The 20,988-nt window shown below is 55.0% G+C and carries 21 protein-coding genes; 8 read left to right on the forward strand and 13 right to left on the reverse strand.

Going from position 1 to position 20,988, the window contains the following annotated elements; genetic code table 11:
• Nucleotides 1-11: 11 nt before the first annotated feature.
• The 4 genes from accC to LINBF2_RS02000 are packed head-to-tail and all read left to right on the forward strand — an operon-like array spanning nucleotide 12 to nucleotide 3,903.
• Nucleotides 12-1,361: an acetyl-CoA carboxylase biotin carboxylase subunit gene (gene accC / locus LINBF2_RS01985; protein ID WP_104796539.1), complete on the forward strand. Its 1,350-nt coding sequence runs from the start codon at nucleotides 12-14 to the stop codon at nucleotides 1,359-1,361.
• Nucleotides 1,361-2,242 (forward strand): 50S ribosomal protein L11 methyltransferase, encoded by an 882-nt coding sequence (prmA, locus tag LINBF2_RS01990; RefSeq protein WP_281890006.1) that lies wholly within the window; start codon nucleotides 1,361-1,363, stop codon nucleotides 2,240-2,242. Before accC ends, prmA begins: the two co-directional genes overlap by 1 nt.
• Nucleotides 2,242-2,973, forward strand: coding sequence for a zinc-ribbon and DUF3426 domain-containing protein (locus tag LINBF2_RS01995; protein ID WP_281890007.1), 732 nt, complete (start codon nucleotides 2,242-2,244; stop codon nucleotides 2,971-2,973). Before prmA ends, LINBF2_RS01995 begins: the two co-directional genes overlap by 1 nt.
• A 30-nt stretch (nucleotides 2,974-3,003) precedes the next feature.
• A complete protein-coding gene (locus LINBF2_RS02000) occupies nucleotides 3,004-3,903 on the forward strand; it encodes a carbohydrate kinase family protein (protein ID WP_281890009.1) in 900 nt (299 codons plus the stop codon).
• Between the two features lie 44 nt (nucleotides 3,904-3,947).
• On the opposite strand, the gene LINBF2_RS02005 is transcribed toward LINBF2_RS02000, so the two are convergent.
• The 7 genes from LINBF2_RS02005 to ccsA form a co-directional block, all read right to left on the reverse strand.
• The gene (locus LINBF2_RS02005) at nucleotides 3,948-4,256 is read right to left on the reverse strand and encodes a DUF167 domain-containing protein (RefSeq protein ID WP_104796537.1); all 309 of its coding nucleotides are present in this window, start codon (nucleotides 4,254-4,256) and stop codon (nucleotides 3,948-3,950) included.
• An 82-nt stretch (nucleotides 4,257-4,338) separates the two neighbouring features.
• Entirely contained in the window at nucleotides 4,339-4,812 is a 474-nt protein-coding gene (locus LINBF2_RS02010; protein ID WP_104796536.1) for a histone H1-like DNA-binding protein, read from the reverse strand.
• A 191-nt stretch (nucleotides 4,813-5,003) separates the two neighbouring features.
• The gene (locus tag LINBF2_RS02015; protein WP_104796535.1) at nucleotides 5,004-6,239 is read right to left on the reverse strand and encodes a ribonucleotide-diphosphate reductase subunit beta; all 1,236 of its coding nucleotides are present in this window, start codon (nucleotides 6,237-6,239) and stop codon (nucleotides 5,004-5,006) included.
• Between the two features lie 84 nt (nucleotides 6,240-6,323).
• Entirely contained in the window at nucleotides 6,324-9,239 is a 2,916-nt protein-coding gene (locus tag LINBF2_RS02020) for a ribonucleoside-diphosphate reductase subunit alpha (RefSeq protein WP_104796534.1), read from the reverse strand.
• 352 nt (nucleotides 9,240-9,591) lie between these two features.
• Nucleotides 9,592-10,176: a 1,6-anhydro-N-acetylmuramyl-L-alanine amidase AmpD gene (gene ampD / locus LINBF2_RS02025; RefSeq protein ID WP_281891269.1), complete on the reverse strand. Its 585-nt coding sequence runs from the start codon at nucleotides 10,174-10,176 to the stop codon at nucleotides 9,592-9,594.
• Entirely contained in the window at nucleotides 10,166-10,378 is a 213-nt protein-coding gene (locus LINBF2_RS02030) for a PP0621 family protein (RefSeq protein ID WP_281890013.1), read from the reverse strand. The genes ampD and LINBF2_RS02030 overlap by 11 nt, the downstream gene beginning before the upstream one ends.
• On the reverse strand, nucleotides 10,375-11,187 hold the full coding sequence (gene ccsA / locus LINBF2_RS02035; protein ID WP_281890015.1) for a cytochrome c biogenesis protein CcsA: 813 nt from the start codon (nucleotides 11,185-11,187) through the stop codon (nucleotides 10,375-10,377). Before ccsA ends, LINBF2_RS02030 begins: the two co-directional genes overlap by 4 nt.
• 57 nt (nucleotides 11,188-11,244) lie before the next feature.
• On the opposite strand from ccsA, the gene ffh reads away from it, so the two are divergent.
• Nucleotides 11,245-12,627 (forward strand): signal recognition particle protein, encoded by a 1,383-nt coding sequence (gene ffh / locus LINBF2_RS02040; RefSeq protein WP_281890017.1) that lies wholly within the window; start codon nucleotides 11,245-11,247, stop codon nucleotides 12,625-12,627.
• Nucleotides 12,628-12,703: 76 nt separating this feature from the next.
• On the opposite strand, the gene miaB is transcribed toward ffh, so the two are convergent.
• Nucleotides 12,704-14,047, reverse strand: a complete 1,344-nt coding sequence (gene miaB / locus LINBF2_RS02045; RefSeq protein ID WP_104796530.1) for a tRNA (N6-isopentenyl adenosine(37)-C2)-methylthiotransferase MiaB — start codon at nucleotides 14,045-14,047, stop codon at nucleotides 12,704-12,706.
• A gap of 269 nt (nucleotides 14,048-14,316) precedes the next feature.
• On the opposite strand from miaB, the gene LINBF2_RS02050 reads away from it, so the two are divergent.
• Complete coding sequence (locus LINBF2_RS02050; protein WP_161499634.1) at nucleotides 14,317-15,516, forward strand: carbonic anhydrase family protein; 1,200 nt, start codon at nucleotides 14,317-14,319, stop codon at nucleotides 15,514-15,516.
• 126 nt (nucleotides 15,517-15,642) lie between these two features.
• On the opposite strand, the gene LINBF2_RS02055 is transcribed toward LINBF2_RS02050, so the two are convergent.
• On the reverse strand, nucleotides 15,643-16,080 hold the full coding sequence (locus LINBF2_RS02055; RefSeq protein ID WP_281890022.1) for a hypothetical protein: 438 nt from the start codon (nucleotides 16,078-16,080) through the stop codon (nucleotides 15,643-15,645).
• Between the two features lie 140 nt (nucleotides 16,081-16,220).
• Here LINBF2_RS02055 and LINBF2_RS02060 point away from each other — a divergent pair, with 140 nt between their 5' ends.
• Both LINBF2_RS02060 and LINBF2_RS02065 read left to right on the forward strand, forming a co-directional pair.
• Nucleotides 16,221-16,829, forward strand: a complete 609-nt coding sequence (locus LINBF2_RS02060) for a hypothetical protein (protein ID WP_281890024.1) — start codon at nucleotides 16,221-16,223, stop codon at nucleotides 16,827-16,829.
• Complete coding sequence (locus LINBF2_RS02065; protein WP_104796526.1) at nucleotides 16,826-17,161, forward strand: polymer-forming cytoskeletal protein; 336 nt, start codon at nucleotides 16,826-16,828, stop codon at nucleotides 17,159-17,161. Before LINBF2_RS02060 ends, LINBF2_RS02065 begins: the two co-directional genes overlap by 4 nt.
• Before the next feature lie 31 nt (nucleotides 17,162-17,192).
• On the opposite strand, the gene fliN is transcribed toward LINBF2_RS02065, so the two are convergent.
• The 4 genes from fliN to LINBF2_RS02085 are packed head-to-tail and all read right to left on the reverse strand — an operon-like array spanning nucleotide 17,193 to nucleotide 20,914.
• Nucleotides 17,193-17,606, reverse strand: coding sequence for a flagellar motor switch protein FliN (fliN, locus tag LINBF2_RS02070; RefSeq protein ID WP_281890026.1), 414 nt, complete (start codon nucleotides 17,604-17,606; stop codon nucleotides 17,193-17,195).
• Nucleotides 17,607-17,620: 14 nt separating this feature from the next.
• Nucleotides 17,621-18,613 (reverse strand): flagellar motor switch protein FliM, encoded by a 993-nt coding sequence (fliM, locus tag LINBF2_RS02075; protein ID WP_104796525.1) that lies wholly within the window; start codon nucleotides 18,611-18,613, stop codon nucleotides 17,621-17,623.
• Nucleotides 18,614-18,626: 13 nt separating this feature from the next.
• On the reverse strand, nucleotides 18,627-19,220 hold the full coding sequence (locus tag LINBF2_RS02080) for a flagellar basal body-associated FliL family protein (protein ID WP_281890029.1): 594 nt from the start codon (nucleotides 19,218-19,220) through the stop codon (nucleotides 18,627-18,629).
• Between the two features lie 35 nt (nucleotides 19,221-19,255).
• Complete coding sequence (locus tag LINBF2_RS02085) at nucleotides 19,256-20,914, reverse strand: flagellar hook-length control protein FliK (protein ID WP_281890031.1); 1,659 nt, start codon at nucleotides 20,912-20,914, stop codon at nucleotides 19,256-19,258.
• Nucleotides 20,915-20,988: the final 74 nt, after the last annotated feature.

The following is a 20,988-nucleotide window of genomic DNA, read 5'->3' on the forward strand; positions in this document are numbered from 1 at the left end:
GCTGGCCTGTCATGTTTAAAAAAATCCTGATCGCCAACCGTGGCGAAATCGCGCTGCGCATTCAACGCGCTTGCCGCGAGTTGGGTGTCAAAGCGGTGATGGTGTATTCCGAAGCCGACCGTGACGCCAAGTACGTCAAACTGGCTGACGAAGCCGTGTGTATTGGCCCAGCGTCTTCTACGCTGAGCTACCTCAACATGCCCGCCATCATTGCGGCTGCTGAAGTCACAGACGCCGAAGCCATTCACCCTGGTTATGGCTTTTTGAGCGAAAACGCCGACTTCGCGGAACGCGTTGAAAAGAGCGGTTTCCAGTTCATTGGCCCGACCGCTGAATCCATCCGCATCATGGGCGACAAAGTGTCGGCCAAGCAAGCCATGATCAAAGCGGGCGTGCCTTGCGTGCCAGGCTCTGAAGGCGAGTTGCCGGATGATCCTGCCGCCATCAAGCGCATTGCCAAGAGCGTGGGCTACCCCGTCATCATCAAAGCCGCTGGCGGCGGTGGTGGGCGCGGCATGCGCGTGGTGCATACCGAAGCTGCCTTGATCAACGCAGTCGCGATGACCAAAGCCGAAGCGGGCACTGCCTTTGGCAACCCTGCGGTGTACATGGAGAAATACCTCCAAAACCCACGCCACATTGAAATTCAAATCTTGGCTGATAAGCACAAGAACGCGGTGTACTTGGGCGAGCGTGATTGCTCGATGCAACGTCGTCACCAAAAAGTGATCGAAGAAGCGCCGGCTCCTGGCATTCCACGCAAGTTGATCGACAAGATCGGTGAGCGTTGTGCCGCAGCTTGTAAAAAGATCAACTACCGCGGCGCGGGCACGTTTGAGTTTTTGTACGAAAACGGCGAGTTCTATTTCATTGAAATGAACACCCGTGTGCAGGTGGAACACCCCGTGACCGAATACATCACCGGCGTGGACATCGTGAAAACACAAATCATGGTGGCTGCTGGTTTGAAGTTGCCTTTTGCGCAGCGCGACATCGAAGTGCGCGGCCACTCGATCGAGTGCCGCATCAACGCGGAAGACCCGTTCAAGTTCATCCCATCGCCTGGTCGTATCACCATGTGGCACGCACCCGGAGGCCCCGGCGTGCGTGTGGATTCACACATCTACACCAACTACTACGTGCCGCCAAATTACGACTCGATGATCGGCAAGATCATCGTGCACGGTGACACCCGTGATGAAGCCTTGGCGCGCATGCGTACCGCTTTGAACGAAACTTTGGTGGAAGGCATCAACACCAACATCCCGCTGCACCGCGAGTTGATGGTGGACGCCAAGTTCATGGCCGGTGGCACCAACATTCACTACTTGGAAGAGTGGCTCGCTGCTCACAAGCGCTGATGTTTGAGTTGCGACTGATGTGCCCCGAAGACAGCGTGGAAGCTGTTTGCGAGGCACTGGATGCACTCGATGCTTTGAGTGTGTCCGTCGAAGATGCGGATGCCCAAACCGATGCCGAGCAAGCCTTGTTTGGCGAGCCTGGCATGCCGCCTCCCAAAGAAGGCTGGAAGCGTTCGCGCATCGTGGCCTTGTTTGCCGAAGAGGCAACGGCCAAAGATGCCTCGCGTTTGTTGGCCTTGCAAGATTTTTTTGCTGACAGCCAAGTGCTGGGCATTCAACCCGTGGCTGACCAAGATTGGGTGCGTTTGACGCAGTCGCAATTCGCGCCTGTGGAGATCACGCCCGAGTTTTGGATTGTTCCGACATGGCATGAGCCACCCGAACAAGCCAAGCAAGTCATTCGCCTAGACCCTGGTCTGGCGTTTGGCACAGGCACACATCCCACCACGCGCATGTGTTTGCGTTGGATTGCCACGCACGATGTGGCCAACCAGCGCGTGCTTGATTACGGTTGCGGCTCTGGTATTTTGGCCATTGGTGCTGCTTTGCACGGTGCTAACAACATTGACGCGGTTGACATTGACGATGCGGCTGTCACGGCTACTGTGCTCAATGCCGATGCCAACAACGTGCGCTTGAATGCGGGCTTGCCCGACAAGGCCACAGGTCAATATCAAATTGTGTTGGCCAACATCTTGGCTACACCACTCAAAGTGCTGGCACCGTTGCTACGTAGCCATGTCGCCGCGGGTGGCAACTTGGTGTTAGCGGGTATCCTTGAGCGACAAGCCCAAGAACTCAAAGACGCTTACGCGCCTTATTGCACTTTGGAAGTGAGTGACGTGGAAGATGGCTGGATTTTGATGACCGCCCACTGCTGATGCACATTACCCACTGCCCCCAATGCGAGACCGCCTTCAAGGTGTCGCCCCAACAGCTAGAGCTGGCCAAAGGGTGGGTGCGGTGTGGCCGTTGTGCGCACGTGTTTGAAGCGGCGTTGCATTTTGAGACGCCACCTGACATTCCTGAACCCCCTGCGCCAAGTGCAGACGCACCTGCCTTGTTCCGTGCAGCCATGGCGCCTGCTATTGCAGCGAATGAGGTCACGCCTACCCCTTCACTGAAAAACACGGAATCAGCAGATGACGTGAACGTTTCCTTACCACTCAAATGGGTGGTGGGCACAGGTGTCTTGGTTTTGGCTTTGCTGTTGCAACTCGTGGTGGCCCAGCGCAATTGGCTGGGAGCAGAAGAGCCCGCATTGCGCCCCGTACTTTCAGCCCTGTGTGCTTGCGAAGTCACGTGGCCGCGCGAGCCTGAGGCTGTGCTGATTGAAAGCAGTAGCTTCACCGAAAACCCACAGGGTGGCTATACCGTGCAGCTGCGTTTGAAAAACTCGCAGCACCATCCGGTGGCCATGCCCGCCTTGGAGCTGAGTCTGACCGACTTGCAAGACCAAGTTTTGGTGCGTCGTGTGTTCAGCGCTAAAGAGCTGTCAGGCAAAGACCACGTGCAAGCCCTGCGCGATGTGCGTTCAACCTTGAACTTCGACTTGGACGACAAGGTGAGCAAACGCATCACGGGTTTTCGCGCCATTGTTTTTTATCCTTAACGATCCCTCTTATTTTTCGAAAGTAGCTTTATGGCATCGCTGATTTGCGGCTCACTCGCGTTTGACACCATCATGGATTTTGAAGGCCGATTTGCCGAACAAATCTTGCCTGACCAGTTGCACATCTTGAACGTGTCGTTCTTGGTACCGGCTTTACGCCGCGACTTTGGTGGCTGTGCAGGCAACATTGCTTACAGCTTGAAAGTGTTGGGTGGCACACCGCTGCCCATGGCCACCTTGGGCACCGATGCGGCGGACTACTTGCAGCGCTTGAAAACCTTGGGCATCTCGACCGAGTACGTGCGTCAAGTCGAAGGCAGCTACACCGCACAAGCCATGATCATGACGGACCGTGACAACAACCAAATCACGGCCTTCCACCCCGGCGCCATGATGCAGGCACACACCACCAAAATTGAAAAACGCGCTGACATCAAGCTGGCCATCATTTCACCCGATGGTCGTGATGCCATGATCCAGCATGCTGAGCAACTCAAAGCGGCTGACATTCCTTTTGTGTTCGACCCAGGCCAAGGCCTGCCTATGTTTGATGGCGCTGACCTGATGCGTTTCATCGACCAGGCCACGTGGGTCACGGTGAACGACTACGAAGGCAAGATGCTGAGTGACCGCACGGGCTTGAGCCATGCCGATATTTCACGTCGCGTGAAAGGCTTGATCGTGACCTTGGGAGCTGAAGGTTGTGAAGTGTGGATTGACGGCGAGAAAACGCTTGTGCCACCTGTCAAAGCAGCAGCAGTGGTTGACCCCACAGGTTGTGGCGATGCATGGCGTGGTGCGCTGTTGTTCGGTTTGGAGCAAGGTTGGTCGTTGGCCAAGTGTGCTGCTTTGGGTAACCAAGTGGGCGCACTCAAAATTGCCCAACGTGGTCCGCAAAATTACAACGTTGACGGCTGGGCGATCGCCTGAAAGTGAACCGCTTCTCTTGAAGTGATACAGGCGCTGCTAGCGCTTTAATTTGCCAAGGCGAGCCATTGGGCTTTGGTACAAGCAGCTGCGCTGACCCGCAGCTGTTTTCGTTTGGACGTCTGTCCGCGTATCAATTCCACCTCTCGTTTGGCAATGCCTAAGGTATCTGCTAGCCATGCTGTCAGGGCCAGGTTGGCTTTGCCATCGACGGGCGGTGCGTGTAAGCGCACACGCAGCGCGCCATCGTGCTCGCCATCGGCTTGGGTGCGTGAGGCGTTGGGGATGACATGGATATCCACGATCACTGCGCCTGTTTTCTCTGGGCGAAGGTAAGTGGTTGGAGGGAGCGTCATGATGTGGGGGGCAAGAAAAAGCCCGAGGCCTTGCGGCGTCGGGCTTGAGCTGACGGTAAACCGTTGCCTTGATCAGTGAAGATTAAGGCTTGCTAGCTGTTGGGAAAGGCCAAGCAGCTTGCGGGTTCAACGTGGTCTGTGCGCGGGCAGCGGGTGCTTTCGCAGCTTTCTTTGCAGCAGGCTTTTTAGCGGCTTTTTTAGCAGCTGGTTTTTTGGCAGCAGGCTTTTTAGCCGCTGTTTTCTTAGCTACTTTTTTAGCCGCTGTTTTCTTAGCAGCAGGCTTTTTAGCAGCAGCTTTTTTAACGGCTGGCTTCTTAGCTGCTACTTTTTTAGCTGCTGGCTTTTTAGCCGCAACTTTCTTTGCAGCTGGCTTCTTAGCCGCTACTTTTTTAGCTGCTGGCTTTTTAGCTGCAACTTTTTTAGCTGCTGGCTTCTTGGCCGCTACTTTTTTAGCTGCTGGCTTCTTAGCCGCGACTTTCTTAGCTGCTGGCTTTTTGGCCGCGACAGCTTTCTTTGCAGGGGCCTTTTTAGCGGCCGGTTTTTTTGCAGTTGCCATTTTTGTTCTCCTAGATCGAATTTAGATCATTGGGTGAAAAAACACTTTGCACGGATTTTTGTGTGCAAAACGATTCATGGCGCTGGACCCGGGTCCAACGCCATGAACGGGGTAAGTTCACCACCACACCTCGTGATCGGGTGTTTGTCAGTGTGGTGAACAAGTTCGGTGACATGTGTGTGTTTAAGCCATCAGTCCCAAGACAGAGCACCACCAGATTGGTACTCGATCACACGGGTTTCAAAGAAGTTGCGTTCTTTCTTGAGGTCGATCATCTCGCTCATCCAAGGGAACGGGTTTTCTTCGTTGGGGAACAAGGCTTCCAAACCGATTTGCGTGGCGCGGCGGTTGGCGATGTAGCGCAAGTAGCCTTTGAACATCGAGGCATTCAAGCCCAACACGCCACGTGGCATGGTGTCTTCGGCATAGCGGTATTCGAGCTCGACGGCCTTCATGAACAAGGCTTTGATTTCTTCCTTGAACTCTGCTGTCCACAGTTGTGGATTTTCAAGTTTGATTTGGTTGATCAAATCAATGCCAAAGTTGCAGTGCATGGACTCGTCACGCAAGATGTATTGGTACTGCTCGGCAGCACCCGTCATTTTGTTTTGACGGCCCAAGGCCAAGATTTGTGTGAAGCCTACGTAGAAGAACAGGCCTTCCATCAAGCAAGCGAACACGATCAACGACTTCAAAAGTGTTTGGTCGGTCTGCAGTGTGCCGGTGTGGAAGTTGGGGTCCATGATCGCGTCGATGAACGGGATCAGGAACTCGTCTTTGTCGCGAATGGATTTGACTTCGTGGTACGCGTTGAAGATCTCACCTTCATCCAAGCCCAAAGATTCGACGATGTATTGGTAAGCGTGTGTGTGAATCGCTTCTTCAAACGCTTGACGCAACAAGAACTGGCGGCATTCAGGTGCGGTGATGTGGCGGTAAGTGCCCAACACGATGTTGTTGGCAGCAAGCGAGTCGGCTGTCACAAAGAAGCCTAGGTTACGCATGATCAAACGACGCTCGTCGTCGGTCAGACCGTTGGGGTCTTTCCACAACGCGATGTCGCGTGTCATGTTCACTTCTTGCGGCATCCAGTGGTTGGCGCAAGTGGCGAGGTATTTTTCCCATGCCCATTTGTATTTGAACGGCACCAACTGGTTGACGTCGGTTTGGCCATTGATGATGCGCTTGTCAGCGGCTGTCACACGGCGCGCACTGGCTGCAGAAGATGTAGGCGTTGGGGTTGCTGCTGGTGTAGGTGCTGCCGCAGACAACGGCACTGTTGCGCCGTCATTCAAAGTGCGTGTAGCCGCAACAGGCTGCATGGCAGGTGTCGCAGAAACAGGTGGGAGTTCCATCGAGCGGTGAGGTAATCCGCTTGCAAGAGGTGATGGCGATGAGGGCTTGACTTCTTCGTCCCAGGTCAACATATGTATTTATCCAATGCATGAATTATGAATGCAACGAAGACAAACGCAAAGCATTCGTGAACTTCGTTGCAAGTTTTTGTTGTATCACTGACACGATTCGCAGGTGGGATCATCCACACCGCAGAATTTAATGTCAGTGGCGGGGATGGCATTCATCTGTGCTTGCGCCGCAGCGGCTGCTGCTTCGAGTGCGTTCATACCACCTGCTGCTGGACCCGAAGACACAGCATTGTGTGAGCCAGCTTGCACAGTTGATTTCTCAACTTGTTGTGCGCTGGAGGTGCGGAGGTAGTACGTGGTCTTCAAGCCGCGCAACCAAGCGAGCTTGTAGGTCTCGTCGAGCTTTTTGCCTGACGCGCCAGCCATGTAGATGTTGAGAGACTGCGCTTGGTCAATCCACTTTTGACGACGTGATGCGGCTTCCACCAACCAAGTGGGTTCGACTTCAAACGCCGTGGCGTACAAGGCTTTGACTTCCTGTGGCACGCGGTCGATGGGGCGCAGAGAGCCGTCGAAGTGTTTCAGGTCCATGACCATCACGTCGTCCCACAAACCAAGGCGCTTCAAGTCGTGCACCAAGTAGTGGTTGATGATGGTGAACTCGCCCGACAAGTTGGACTTGACGGACAAGTTGCCAAAGCAAGGTTCGATCGAGGCGTCCACACCAATGATGTTGGAGATGGTCGCGGTTGGTGCGATGGCCACGCAGTTGGAGTTGCGCATGCCGTCTTTGGCGATCTTGGCGCGCAAGGCGTCCCAGTCCATGGTCTTGCTGCGGTCGACTTCGAGGTAGCCCCCGCGTGCTTGGGCGAGCATGTCGAGTGAGTCAATTGGCAAGATGCCTTTGTCCCACAACGAACCTTTGTAGCTGGCGTATTGGCCGCGTTCTTTGGCCAACTCAGACGATGCCCAGTAAGCGTAGTAGCAAACGGCTTCCATCGAGCGGTCAGCAAATTCAACCGCGGCTTGTGACGCATAAGGTACGCGCATTTCGTACAAGCTGTCTTGGAAGGCCATGATGCCCATGCCCACAGGACGGTGGCGCAGGTTGGAGTCACGCGCCTTTTTGACAGCGTAGTAGTTGATGTCGATCACGTTGTCGAGCATGCGCATGGCCACTTTGATGGTGCGCTTGAGCTTGTCATGGTCGAGTTCTTTGCCGTTAGGACCGTCTTTCAAGTGTTGAGACAGGTTGACGGAGCCCAAGTTACACACCGCAGTTTCGGTGTCGCTGGTGTTGAGTGTGATCTCTGTACACAGGTTGGACGAGTGCACCACGCCCACGTGTTGTTGGGGTGAGCGCACGTTGCATGGGTCTTTGAACGTGATCCATGGGTGGCCTGTTTCAAACAACATGGTCAGCATCTTGCGCCACATGTCGCTGGCTTGCATGGTTTTGCTTGGCTTGATTTCGCCGCGCTTGGCTTTGGCTTCGTAGGCCACGTAGGCTTTTTCGAATTCGGCGCCGAACAAATCGTGCAAGTCAGGCACATCAGACGGAGAGAACAAAGTCCACTCGCCTTTTTCCATCACGCGACGCATGAACAAGTCTGGAATCCAGTTGGCCGTGTTCATATCGTGCGTGCGACGGCGGTCGTCACCGGTGTTCTTGCGCAACTCGAGGAATTCTTCGATGTCCAAGTGCCATGTTTCGAGGTAGGTACACACAGCGCCCTTGCGCTTGCCGCCTTGGTTCACCGCCACGGCGGTGTCGTTGACCACTTTCAGGAATGGCACCACGCCTTGTGATTCGCCATTGGTGCCCTTGATGTGGCTGCCCAGAGCGCGCACGCGTGTCCAGTCGTTGCCCAAGCCGCCGGCAAATTTAGACAGCAAAGCGTTTTCTTTGATCAACTCATAGATGCCGTCCAAGTGGTCAGGCACGGTCGACAAGTAGCAGCTCGAGAGCTGTGAACGCAAAGTACCGCTGTTGAACAGCGTAGGTGTGCTGGACATGAAGTCGAACGACGACAGAACTTCGTAGAACTCAATGGCGCGTGCCTCGCGATCCACTTCGTTGAGCGACAGGCCCATGGCCACGCGCATAAAGAAGGCTTGTGGCAATTCGATGCGGTTCTTGCGCACGTGCAAGAAATAGCGGTCATATAGGGTTTGCAGGCCGAGGTAATCAAATTGCAAATCACGGCTGGCTTTGAGGGCTGCACCCAAACGTGGCAGGTCGAACTGCAACATGGCTGGGTCGAGCAAGTCGTTGTCGACGCCTTTTTGGATGAATTGAGGGAAGTACTCAGCGTAGTGCTGGCCCATGTCGGCGTGCAGCACTTCTTTGCCCAGCACTTCTTTGGCGATGGTGTGCATCAACAAACGTGCGGTGGCGTAGGTGTAGTCTGGGTCTTTTTCGATCAGCGTACGTGTGGCCAAGATAGCGGCTTTGTACACCTCGTCCATGGGCACGCCGTCGTACAGGTTGCGCATGGTTTCAGCCAAGATCGGGTCTGGTTTGACGTCTGCACCCAAGCCCGCGCACGAGTCGTTGATCAAACGCTTGAGGTTGTTCAGATCCAACGCCACGCGTTGGCCGTTGTCGATCACGTGCAACGTGGGAGCCGCAGGTGCTTGTTCTTCTTTGATGTGGGCACGTTCTTGGTTGCGGCTCTCGCGGTACAGCACGTAAGCACGGGCGATTTCGTGGTGACCACCGCGCATCAAACCCAATTCCACTTGGTCTTGCACGTCTTCAATATGGAAAGTACCGCCGCCTGGACGTGAGCGCATCAAGGCGCGCACCACGGCTTGGGTGAGGGCTTCGACCATCTCGCGCACGCTGGCAGATGCGGCGCCTTGTGTGCCGTGCACGGCCAAAAAGGCTTTCATCATGGCGACGGCAATCTTGGCGGGTTCGAAAGGAACCACGGCGCCGTTGCGGCGAATGATTTGGTAATGGCTCAACATGGTGGGGGCGTCTGTGGCAGCACGGTCGTGCGCGACGGATGTGTGGCCCATAGATGTTGTGTGCACAGCGTTCTCAGCGGTTTGCATGTCTTTTTTCTTCCTTGTGAGCAGGTCAATCGTGCGTAGAAAAAGTGGTGTCTTGACCACTTCTTAAAAATCAAGTCGACACTATATCTGGTGTTGGATGGTGTGCCAATACGCTACCGGTAGTGTTTTGGTAGGAAATGCTTACATTTTAAATGTCGCCCAATCACCTGTGTTGCAGACGTGTTTTATTGCACTGGCGTGAGCTCAGTCGTGGCGGGCGATTGAATTGCAAAATCAAGCGTGGACGTGGTGTTTAGAGTGATTTGCTGCGCTGATGCGCATGGCGTCTAAGAGAGAAATGAGAGCGCACAAAAACCGTGCAACACAACTTTTTTTATGAAATGACGAAAAATTAATTTTTCTGCGGAAAGCTTTTTTCAGACCAGCCCAAAGACTGCTGCAAAAGTATCCAATCAAACCCGGTGCCTGGGTCTTGTTTGCGATCGGGCGCCACATGTTCGTGGCCTGCCATGTGATGCAATTTGTAGTGTTGTGCGATGGCTGCGCACAAACTGCTGAGGGTTTCGTACTGAGGTGCTTCAAAGGTGTGGCCTTCTAAGCCTTCGAGTTCGATGCCAATCGAAAAGTCGTTGCAGTTGTCGCGCCCTTGGTAGCTAGAGCGCCCCGCGTGCCATGCGCGGTCATCGCAGCTGACGAATTGAATCAGTGCGCCATCGCGACGAATCACAAAATGGGCCGACACCTCAGCGCCGCGAATTTGCTGGAAGTAGGGGTGTGCATCCCAATCGAGCGTGTTGGTGAACAAGGCTTCAATTTCAGGCCCGCCGTATTGCCCTGGTGGCAGGCTGATGGAGTGCAGCACCACCAAATCAATCGAGATGTTGGCGGGGCGCGGTCCAAAGTTAGGCGAGGGCGTGTGCTTGGCAAAGCGATACCAGCCATCGCACCACAAAGTGGTCATGGCATCAGCCTTCATGGCTGTCGCGGTGCGCAGCGCTGCAATACAGGCCACGTGCGCCATGGACCGCATCGTCCTCCGGCACATGGGTGCCGCAGTGGGCACAAGGCACCATGGTTTGTGGGCCTGATGGTTTGCGGGGGGCTTGGTCAGGTTTTCGCTGTTGGCGAATCCACCAAATACCGGCTAAGACGGCGAGTAGCAGAACGAGGTACTTCATGCCACGCGTCCCAACACCACTTCCAGTACAAAGCGTGAACCCGCATAGCCCAGCAGCAGCAAGCCAGTGCCGATGTAGAGCACGCGCACTGCTTTGCGGCCACGCCAGCCAAAGCGGCTACGACCTACCAACAACACGGCAAAAGTAACCCATGACAGCAGCGAGAAGACGGTTTTGTGGTCCCAGCGCCAAGCGGCTTGGTCGCCATACAAGGCGTCACCAAACAACCAACCTGCCGCCAAGGTGGCCGTGAGTAGCACAAAACCAGCGGTGACAAAGCGAAAAGTCAAGCGCTCTAGCGTGAGCAAGGGCAAGCCCACATGGGTATCAGCACCCATACGCATGTTCTTTTCAGCGCGGGTCATCAGCCATGCATGCACCACGGCAGCGGCAAACAAACCGTAAGAAGCGACGCCTAAAGCCAAGTGCAAAGGCAGCAAGGGCGAGGTTTGGGTGTGCAGCGATGTGCCAGGAAACGCAGCCGCCAACACCACCACAGCCGCGCCCACGATAGACAGCGTCCAGCGTGTGCGCAGTTGCGGAAACCAGTGTTGCTCCAGCACATAAAACGTGAGCATCAGCCAAGCCGTGACGGACAGCGCAGGTGCAAAACCAAAGCGCAAGCCACCGTCTTGAGGTGCAAACAAAGCGAACACCAAGCCCAAACCGTGCAGCGCCCATGGCACGCTCAACAGGCGGTGCCCCATGTCGGGCGCGACGCGGGGGCCGATCAGGGCGGTCAACGCATAGGCCGCCGCCGTGGGCAGTGCGAGCCAAAGGTTGAGCGGGATGTCGCTGGCTAAAATCATGACAACAGTTTAGCGTTTCGCTACACACGAAAAACCAAGCCCTATCAAGGGGTACCTATGGCCTCAGCCCTTACCGACAAACTCTCGCGCCTCGTCAAGCACATCAGCGGACAGGCGCGCATCACCGAAAGCAACGTGGCCGACATGTTGCGCGAGGTGCGCATGGCCTTGCTCGAAGCCGACGTGGCCTTGCCTGTAGTGCGCGATTTCATCGCCCGCGTCAAAGAAAAAGCCCTCGGCCAAGAGGTGATTGGCTCCTTGCAGCCCGGACAAGCTTTGGTGGCCATCGTCAACCAAGAGTTGGCCGCCACCATGGGCGAAGGTGTGAGCGACTTGAACCTCGCCGCCCAGCCCCCCGCCGTGATTTTGATGGCCGGTTTGCAAGGTGCGGGTAAAACCACTACCACCGCTAAGCTGGCGCGTTGGCTCATCAACCAGCGCAAGAAAAAAGTGCTCACCGTTTCAGGCGACGTGTACCGCCCAGCTGCGATTGAGCAGCTCAAGACCGTCACCGCCCAAGCCGGTGCTGAGTGGTTCCCAAGTTCACCCGACCAAAAACCAGCCGACATTGCCCGCGCTGCGCTGGACTACGCACGTAAACATTACTTTGATGTGTTGCTTGTTGATACGGCTGGTCGCTTGGCCATTGACGAAGCCTTGATGGCTGAGATCAAAGACTTGCACAGCGTGTTGAACCCGATTGAAACCTTGTTCGTGGTCGATGCCATGCAAGGTCAAGACGCCATCAACACGGCCAAGGCCTTCAGCGATGCGCTGCCCTTGACCGGCATTGTGTTGACCAAACTTGATGGCGATTCACGTGGCGGTGCTGCCTTGTCGGTGCGTCAAATCACGGGTGCGCCCATCAAGTTTGCGGGTACCAGCGAGAAACTCGATGGTTTGGAACTGTTCGATGCCAACCGCCATGCAGGCCGCGTGTTGGGCATGGGCGACATCTTGGCCTTGGTCGAGCAAGTCACCGCCGGTGTTGACATGGCGGCTGCGCAAAAGCTGGCCGAGAAGGTCAAGCGCGGCGATGCGTTTGACTTGAACGACTTCCTCGCACAAATTCAGCAAATGCGTTCCATGGGCGGCTTGTCCAACATCATGGATAAATTGCCCACGCAAATGGCGGCCAAAGCCGGCCAAGTGGACATGGACAAGGCCGAGAAAGACATTGGCCGCAAGCAAGGCATCATCCACAGCATGACGCCGCTGGAGCGCCGCAAGCCCGACCTCATCAAAGCCACGCGCAAGCGCCGCATTGCTGCGGGTGCCGGTGTGCAAGTGCAAGACGTGAACCGCTTGCTCAAAGAGTTTGAGCAAATGCAAAGCATGATGAAGAAGATGAGCGGCGGCGGCATGATGAAGATGATGAAAAAGCTCGGTGGCATGAAAGGCATGATGGGCGGCGGTGGCGGCTTTCCAGGCATGCGTTGAAGCTCTCGCGCTTAAAACAAAAAGCCCTGAAACCTCGCGGTCTCAGGGCTTTTTCAATGTTTGACGGCAGCGGACTTTAAGCCGACTCTTTAACAAACACCTCGCCACGCAATGAATGCGGGTTGGCTTCCGTGATCTTCACGTCAATCAGTTGGTTCATCAGGCGCTCAGGATTGGGGCCGCCTTTGAAGTTAACGATGCGGTTGCACTCGGTGCGTGCACGCAGCTCGGTGGCGTCTTTCTTGGCAAAACCATCGACCAGCACGCGTTGCACCGTGCCTACGCGTTGCACGTTGATGTCGCGCATGTTGTCTTCGATGATTTTTTGCACCTCTTGCAAGCGGCGCAGTTTCACCTCGTGCGGCGTGTCATCTTGCAGGTTGGCCGCAGGCGTGCCGGGGCGTGGGCTGAAGATGAAACTGAACGAGTTGTCAAAGTACACATCGTGCATGAGCTTGATGAGCTTCTGGTGGTCTTCCTCGGTCTCGCCCGGAAAGCCCACGATGAAGTCAGAGCTCATGGCCATGTCAGGTCGAATGGCGCGCAGCTTTTTCACCGTGCTCTTGTATTCCATCGCGGTGTAGCCGCGCTTCATGGCCATCAAGATGCGGTCGCTGCCGTGCTGCACGGGCAAGTGCAGGTGGCTCACCAGTTGCGGCACCTTGGCGTACACATCAATCAAACGCTGCGTGAATTCGTTGGGGTGGCTGGTGGTGTAACGGATGCGCTCGATGCCGGGAATCTCGGCCACGTACTCGATGAGCAGTGCAAAGTCTGCAATCTCAGCCGTGCCGCCCATGGCGCCACGGTAAGCGTTGACGTTTTGGCCCAAGAGCGTGACTTCTTTCACACCTTGCGCAGCCAAGCCCGCGACTTCGACCAACACGTCGTCAAACGGACGGCTCACCTCTTCGCCACGTGTGTAGGGCACCACGCAGTAGCTGCAATATTTGCTGCAGCCTTCCATGATGCTCACATAGGCGCTGCCGCCTTCGACGCGGGCGGGAGGCAGGTGGTCGAACTTTTCGATTTCGGGGAAGCTGATGTCGACTTGTGGCTTGGACAATCTTTCGCGTTGGTTCAGCAGCTCAGGCAAACGGTGCAGGGTTTGCGGGCCAAACACCACGTCCACATAGGGCGCGCGGGCAATGATGGTGTCGCCTTCTTGGCTGGCCACGCAGCCGCCGACGGCGATCTTGACGCCCTTGGCTTTCAAATGCTGGATGCGACCCAGGTCTGAGAACACCTTTTCTTGGGCTTTCTCACGCACCGAGCAGGTGTTGAAGACGATCAGATCGGCTTCTTCGACATCGTTGGTTTTTTCGTAACCATCGGACTGCCCGAGCACGTCGACCATCTTGTCCGAGTCGTACTCGTTCATTTGGCAACCGAAGGTTTTAATAAAGACTTTGCGGCTCATGGCTGAGCCTCCCCGTGGGGATAAAAGCAGCGGTTCATGGTGTTGATCCAGAGGCTGTGGAAGAAGTTTGCAATTGTAGTGTTGGCGAGGTGTCAGCTTCTTTTGCGCACGTTTATTGCTTTTATCAGTTGCGGCAATAATTCGCCGTCTGTTGTGGGAATTAAAGCTTGTGTCACATCAAGCCGATACCCACTGACCTGCCCAAACAGGGGCGTGCGCTGCGCGTTGCTGTTTGGCTTTATCAAATGCACCCACTCAAGTGAATGGCCATGAAAAAATATTTACGACTGATCATTGAAATCGTCATGGGTCTGCTGCTCGCAGGCGCTTTGGCGTTCGGCTACTGGAGCTACACCGGTAAGAACCACATCATGAGCGAGCTGACCGAGGCCAGCGAAGGCGCGACCGAGGCCCAAGAAGAACTCGAAAAGCTGACCAAGGAATTGGAAGAAGCCAAAGAGAAGCTCGAAGAGCTTGAGCCAGCAGCCCAGCAGATGATGGCTGTCAAAGAATCGTTCACCAATGGCATCGTGTTGCAAGACTACGAAGCCTTCATCAAGGCCCAAAAAGGCCCCGTGACCAGCGAACGCCAATTGGGCTTGGGCGCATTGCGATTGTTGACCAAAGGCGCTGAAGACCCAGACACCATCAGCGCATTCCAAAAGGCGCTGGAGATGGCCGAGTGGTCATCGCGCGTCAAATCCATCTGTGCCGCGCAAAACGCGTTGGCCGCAGCTGGTCAAAAAGTGAAAGTCTTGGCTGATTGCGCCGCTGAGAAGCCAGAAGCCAAGGCCCACAAAAAAGGCCATGCCGTTCATTGGGACTACGCTGGCGAGATGGGCCCAGAGAACTGGGGCGATGAATTCCCCACCTGCGGCAAAGGCATGAAGCAATCGCCTTTGAACATCACCGGTCCTTTCGAGAAGTCGAAAGACGTGTTGGTGGTCAACTACAAAGAAGGCCCGCTGAAAATTTTGAACAACGGCCACACCATCCAAGTGAACGTGGAGCCCGGCAGCACTTTGAAGATCAACAAGGATGTGTACAACCTGTTGCAATTCCACTTCCACCGTCCTAGCGAAGAACAAATTGACGGCAAACCCATGGCCATGGTGGCGCACTTTGTGCACAAAAACGCCGAAGGCAAGTTGGCTGTGTTGGGCGTCTTGCTCAACGACGGCAAAGACAACGCGGCCATCCAAACGCTGTGGAACAACGCACCCAAGGCCGAAGGCCCAGAGGTGGTGGTGGATAAGGTCAAGTTTGACCCTAGCAGCTTGGTGCCCGCTGCGTTGACGCACTACAGCTACGAAGGTTCATTGACCACGCCCCCTTGTACAGAAGGCGTGAACTTCTACATCCTGAAGACGCCTGTGGACATCGGCAAGAAGCAAGTGGTGGACTTCCCCTTCAAGCGCAATGCACGTCCTGTGCAGCCTTTGAACGGTCGCAAGATCAACGCGAACTGATCGCACTTCTCATGCGCTGAAGTTTTAGCGCGTTGAGTTCAAACCAAAACGCCTGCTCTGATTAGTCAGAGCAGGCGTTTTTTATGGTGAATGCCGCTGTGCGTGTCGTTCGACCGCACTACGGGCTCACGTCAGCTTAGGTGGCGGCGAGGGCAGGGTGTAGAGCAAAGGCATGGCAACCGCCACTAACAAGAACACCATCACCACAAAAATCAAGAGCAACTTGAAGAATTCAGGCGAGTCGGGGAATTTGGGTTTGGGCGGTGGCGCTTGTTCAACCTTGATGGCAGGCAGTTGCATGCCCGCATGATCGCCCACTGCACGGGAGCGAAACACATTCACGATCGGCATGCCGTTGGCTTGTGCACCGCTCAGGGTGACGGCGATTTTCAAAGCGGCTTGCACTTTCAACTCTGGCGTCTCAAATTGGCCGTGCTCAGCTGCTTCAAGCTCACGCACTTGGGCTTCGGTCAGGCCGCACAAACGCGCGACGCGCGCGTGATCCAGCTTGCAAAGTGCACGCAGGCGAAGCATGGCTTGGGGGTCGATCAGATGGGCATTCATAGGCCTTGCAAAGGTTGATATTTATCGCGTTGAGGGGCATGACATACGCCAGTAAGCGTATGGACCTACCTGTTGTTTCTCATGACAATCTTGTCAGATTTCTCAATTGCAACACCACTTAATCACTTTTTTAATTTTCGATGAATTTCCAAAAGATCAAAGAAAGCGACGAAGTTGAGTTGCCCTTGTTACTCAAGAATCGGCTCGTGACCCTGGTGCTTTACATCAAAGAAAAAATAGAGTTAGGCCAGTTCGATGCGCTCAGTTTGGCGCAGATCGCCAAAGACAACCGCATGACCATTCCTCAGTTGATGGAATTTGGTTTCACCAAAGCCAATTTGGTCTGCCATGCGGTGGTGGTGGAGAACGAGGTCTTGATTCAAAAGTTGATCGGCTTGGACCTCGCCACGATGGGTGCATCACTCACGGAACAAGTCAAAGCCTATCTGTTTCAGATGTACCAACACGATTTGAAACAGCTGGCGTTTCGCGCGGCTGTTCAAGCCTATGCATGGACATGGTCTGTGGTTGACGAAGAGCGAGTGACCAATCAAGCCATGAAGCTCATGACCCCGATCTACATGGCTTTGCACGCACACGGTTTCACGCATCTGGATGCACGTTGCCAAGCCATTTGGGCACTTTACGTCCGGGGCTTGCGTGCTGCAGCTTTGAGCAAAGGCAGTGCGAGCGACTGTTTAGCTGCCATTACCCCTTCACTTGAATTCATCACAGAAAGTAAAAAATGAACGATAAAAACGACATGTCCAAAGAAAACAGCATCTTCATTGGTGAAGGTGTGGTGTTCAGCGGCTCGATCAAAGCCCCGAATCAAGCGGTGATCTCTGGCAAGTTCGATGGCGAGCTCGAAGCACGTGATGTGCTGATTGGCGCGTCAGGTGTGGTGACCGGTAAAACGACGGCTCAGTACGTGGACGTCAAAGGCGAACTGAACGAAAACGTCACCAGCCGCGAGTTGCTCATCGTTCGTAATACAGGCCGCGTGCGTGGCACAGTGACTTATGGCGAGATTGAGATTGAGCGCGGTGGTCAGGTCAAAGGCGACATGATTCAGCGCTAAATCAGCGCCTGAGGCGCTGATTTTTGGGTGCTTAGATCAGCTTGAGGCGCTCTGAAGAGGGCACCACACGCGTCAGGCGAACACCGTAGCGGTCGTTCACCAACACGATTTCACCTTGGGCAACTACGGAGTTGTTGACCAACAAATCGAGGGGCTCGCCCGCAATGCGGTCTAGCTCGACCACGCTGCCTTGCGTGAGACGCATCAAGTCTTTGATTTTGATTTGTGCACGGCCCACTTCGATGGACAAATTTACCACGATGTTTTGCAACACCTCGGGGTTGATGTTGCCGGGCATGGTGGGTTTGAAGTCTTCTAAGCTTGGCTCAACCTCTTGCGCCACAGCTTGCACAGCCACTTCGTCAGGAGTCTCGTGCGCTGCTTCTGCTGCAGCCATTTCGGCTTCGTCGTGTTCTGGAGTTGGGTTTTCTTTTTCGTCAGTCATGATGTGATCCTGTCTCAGTTTTTGCCGTGAACGTGTTCGTGGTCGATTTGCACCGCCACTTGTGAGCCGCGTGTGCCCACGTTGACGTGGAATGCGGGAACACCATTGGTGCTCATCAGCGCGGTGTCGTCTTTCTTGAAGAACAACAAATCGCCTTCTTGCAAATGGTTCAAGTGGTGCAGCGTGGTTTTGATGTCACCCATGGTGACTTGCAATTCCAGTTTGGCATCACCCACCGCGGCCGCGAGCGCTTGACGCCATTTCTTGTCTGACTCTTCGTTGCCTTCGCCACTTTGCACGCGGCTGCTGAGCAGTTCACGCACAGGCTTCAAGGTCGCGTAGGGGTAGACCAAGTCGATGAAGCCTTTGCCACCGCTCGCGGTCGCGTCAGCTTCAAAGCGGCTCAAGACCACCAAATCGTTTTCATCGGCGATTTGTGCGAACTGAGGGTTGATCTCAGAACTCACGTGTTCGCATTCGATGGGCATCAGTGGGCCCCACGCTTCGGTCAACGAGCGGAAGAACACTTCAAGAATGATCTTGATGATGCGTGTTTCAGTGGGGGTGAACAAACGGCTGGGAGGGAGTTCGCCCACGCCTTTGCCAAAACCACCAAAGAAGCTGTCGAGCGAGCTGAACACCACATTGGGGTCGATGATGATCACCGAATTGCCGCGTAGCGGGTTCATGCGAATCATGTTCACCGACAAGGGGGCGCGCAGGCCTTTGAGGTAATCACCAAACTTCAAAATTTGCACGCGTGTGGGGTTCACACGTGGGCTGGTACGCAGTACTTCGAGCAAGCCAAGACGGAACAGTCGGATGAAGCGTTCGTTGATCATGTCGATCGACGAGACGTTCACGCCCAAGCTGCTGTCTTCGCTGGCGAGGTCGTGCTTGCGCACCCGCACGCTTTCGTTGAAGCCAGTGTCGGTCTCGATCGAACCGTCGCGCACGCCTTCCGACAGCGCGGCCAGTTCTTCGTCCGAGAGCAGGTTAGATTTCATGTTGAATTAAGGGTTACTGCATCACGAAAGAGGTGAAGAACACGTCTTCAATACCGCCGAAGTCTTCGTACTTCATGAGCATTTCGTTCATCACGACCTTGATCTTTGCGGCTAAGTCAACGCGGAAGTCTTGCTTGGCCACATCGGCTTCGGTGCTTTGACGCATCACATCGAGCACGGCGGAGCGAATGGCAAATTCATGCTTCTTCACGTTGTCGAACACGCGTGAGTCGTAATGGGTCATCACGGCCACTTTCACGACCATGATTTTTTTGGAGTTCGTGATGTTGGTCATGAACTCTTTGTCGATTTCCAAGTAGGTGTTCTCAAAGCGTGTGGCTTCGGCTTCCTTCTTGACTTTCGATGGGCCTTCTGGTGTCGCGCCATGTGCGTTCGCGGCTTCTTTTTCCAGTTCGTCCACTTTCTCGTGGGCGGCTGCTTCGCTCTTGTGCTCGAAGAAGCCTGAGAAATACAAGGTGCCGAACATCACCGACATGATCAGGATGACCACGGACAACACGATCACCAAAATCAAAAGAATTGGTTTCTTTTTCTTCGGTTCGCCTTCGACAACTTCTTCTGCCGGTGCTGCTTCTGCTTCTGCCATATCGTTCTCCTAATGTTCAGATTGTCATGCGTAATTTATGCATAGAGGTCAAGCAAGGACGCATTGGCCTTGTTATGGGTAGAGGTCACGCCAGAAGCGTCGCCTGTACCTTTGACTTGCAAAGATGAATTGTCTCTAACTTGGGAATTCTTTCCTGAATTTCCAGAGTTGTTTTGTGGGGTGTTGCCACCGCCTTGGCCGACCTGCACTTGACCGGCATTAATGCCAAAGTTACCAAGTGCTTCGCGCAAGCGCTGGCTGCTGTTTTGCAGCAAGTCGCGTGTGAGCGGGTTGTCGGCACGGAAGACGGCATCGAGTTTGCCGTCTTTCATTTCGAGTTGAATTTCAACGCCACCTAAGTTCGAGGGGCGAAGACCAAATTTCATCTTCCACTCACCATCGCTGAGCTGCTTGTGCATGCGTGCGGCCATTTCGGTGGCCATCTTGTCGCTGAGCTGGTCGTAGACCTCGCTCATGTTGGCGCTTGTGGCTTGTGCGGCATTGGCAGGTGCTGCGCCGGTGGCGTTTTTGGTGTTGCTCAACGCTTGTGAAAAGCTGCTGAAATTTTGCTGGCCTTCGCCTGATGACGATTGCTGATCTGCATGGCTCTCGCTGCCCGCTTCTTCGGAGAAGCGAGACAAGAGGGCGCTCACGTCTTGTTCATCGACGCCGGTTCCCAAGAGCGACAACATGTCGAGGGTGCTAGGGATGGGGGCGTTGCTTGCGTTGGTGTTGACGGGCAACACGGCAACAGGCAAAACGGTGATTTGTAATTGTTGGATCGCAGCCATGTCGGTCGGCGTTAGGCCTGGCAACGCGGGTGCAGCCAATGTGGTGGCCGCTGCTGCCAAACCTGCGCCAGATGCGGCAGCCATAGGCTGTGCGTCAACGGAGGTCATGGCTGCCAGTTGTGTGGCGACGGTGCTGTCTGCTGTCGGAGCCATGCCTTGCGATACGCCACCCAGCACGGTGCTCATGGCTGCTTGCAAGGCGGTGGGCGTGGCTAAACCACTGGCAAGGCTTTGGGCATTTGAGGTCTGCACACCTGTGGGTGCCGTGGTCGCCGGCGGTTGGTTCAATAAGTTTTGAATCTCTGACTCATCCAAACCCATGGCCTTGGCAAAAGCCGCCAAACTTTCAGGGCTTGGTGCCGCTTTGGGGTCTGTGATGATGCGCATCTGCGGGCTCAGCTCGATGGTTTGCAAGGTGGCCGAGCTCGTCAATTCAGATGCTGCAACGTCTTCAGTGGTCGTGGTGACCTGGCTGATTGCAGGTGTGGCAACCACTGAGGTTGTGGCGTTTGGTGTGACGGGGGCACCCTGCATCAAACTCTCTAACAGAGCGTCTGTGTCTGTGGGCTTGTTCTTATTCGACGCGCCTTTGTTGCGTGGGCGTGCTTGAGCTGCAGAGGTGTCATCGGCATCGTCTGGAGATGCCTCGTTGTTCGTGCGTTTCTCTTGCGCGGGGCGCTCTGCGTCGTGCCGGTCTTCTACTGGGCGTGAATCTTGTGTACGTGCTTGTGGTTGTGGCTGCTCTGGCACATCAGCGGCAAAAGTTTGCCGCTCTTGCGGTACCAGGCGCTCCATTTGACGCGCCATGACTTGCGCGAAATCAAACCCCAAGCCACCGCCCGCAGCCGGGCCCACACCAGTGCGCGCGCCTTGTGGCACCGCGTTGTTGGTGTTGGTTGGCATCAGCGGGGCTGGTGGCATTTGGAGATAGCTGGACAGGTTCATGGTGTTCTTAAAACGAGTTTGCCAAGGAGTTA

The organism is Limnohabitans sp. TEGF004 (genome assembly GCF_027924965.1).
In the GTDB taxonomy this organism is placed as follows: domain Bacteria; phylum Pseudomonadota; class Gammaproteobacteria; order Burkholderiales; family Burkholderiaceae_C; genus Limnohabitans.

Bases quoted from the DNA above. Each gene is read 5' to 3' on its own strand.
- accC (WP_104796539.1), top strand. From the start codon at position 12: ATGTTTAAAAAAATCCTGATCGCCAACCGTGGCGAAATCGCGCTGCGC.
- prmA (WP_281890006.1), top strand. From the start codon at position 1,361: ATGTTTGAGTTGCGACTGATGTGCCCCGAAGACAGCGTGGAAGCTGTT.
- LINBF2_RS01995 (WP_281890007.1), top strand. From the start codon at position 2,242: ATGCACATTACCCACTGCCCCCAATGCGAGACCGCCTTCAAGGTGTCG.
- LINBF2_RS02000 (WP_281890009.1), top strand. From the start codon at position 3,004: ATGGCATCGCTGATTTGCGGCTCACTCGCGTTTGACACCATCATGGAT.
- LINBF2_RS02005 (WP_104796537.1), bottom strand. From the start codon at position 4,256: ATGACGCTCCCTCCAACCACTTACCTTCGCCCAGAGAAAACAGGCGCA.
- LINBF2_RS02010 (WP_104796536.1), bottom strand. From the start codon at position 4,812: ATGGCAACTGCAAAAAAACCGGCCGCTAAAAAGGCCCCTGCAAAGAAA.
- LINBF2_RS02015 (WP_104796535.1), bottom strand. From the start codon at position 6,239: ATGTTGACCTGGGACGAAGAAGTCAAGCCCTCATCGCCATCACCTCTT.
- LINBF2_RS02020 (WP_104796534.1), bottom strand. From the start codon at position 9,239: ATGCAAACCGCTGAGAACGCTGTGCACACAACATCTATGGGCCACACA.
- ampD (WP_281891269.1), bottom strand. From the start codon at position 10,176: ATGAAGGCTGATGCCATGACCACTTTGTGGTGCGATGGCTGGTATCGC.
- LINBF2_RS02030 (WP_281890013.1), bottom strand. From the start codon at position 10,378: ATGAAGTACCTCGTTCTGCTACTCGCCGTCTTAGCCGGTATTTGGTGG.
- ccsA (WP_281890015.1), bottom strand. From the start codon at position 11,187: ATGATTTTAGCCAGCGACATCCCGCTCAACCTTTGGCTCGCACTGCCC.
- ffh (WP_281890017.1), top strand. From the start codon at position 11,245: ATGGCCTCAGCCCTTACCGACAAACTCTCGCGCCTCGTCAAGCACATC.
- miaB (WP_104796530.1), bottom strand. From the start codon at position 14,047: ATGAGCCGCAAAGTCTTTATTAAAACCTTCGGTTGCCAAATGAACGAG.
- LINBF2_RS02050 (WP_161499634.1), top strand. From the start codon at position 14,317: ATGAAAAAATATTTACGACTGATCATTGAAATCGTCATGGGTCTGCTG.
- LINBF2_RS02055 (WP_281890022.1), bottom strand. From the start codon at position 16,080: ATGAATGCCCATCTGATCGACCCCCAAGCCATGCTTCGCCTGCGTGCA.
- LINBF2_RS02060 (WP_281890024.1), top strand. From the start codon at position 16,221: ATGAATTTCCAAAAGATCAAAGAAAGCGACGAAGTTGAGTTGCCCTTG.
- LINBF2_RS02065 (WP_104796526.1), top strand. From the start codon at position 16,826: ATGAACGATAAAAACGACATGTCCAAAGAAAACAGCATCTTCATTGGT.
- fliN (WP_281890026.1), bottom strand. From the start codon at position 17,606: ATGACTGACGAAAAAGAAAACCCAACTCCAGAACACGACGAAGCCGAA.
- fliM (WP_104796525.1), bottom strand. From the start codon at position 18,613: ATGAAATCTAACCTGCTCTCGGACGAAGAACTGGCCGCGCTGTCGGAA.
- LINBF2_RS02080 (WP_281890029.1), bottom strand. From the start codon at position 19,220: ATGGCAGAAGCAGAAGCAGCACCGGCAGAAGAAGTTGTCGAAGGCGAA.
- LINBF2_RS02085 (WP_281890031.1), bottom strand. From the start codon at position 20,914: ATGCCAACCAACACCAACAACGCGGTGCCACAAGGCGCGCGCACTGGT.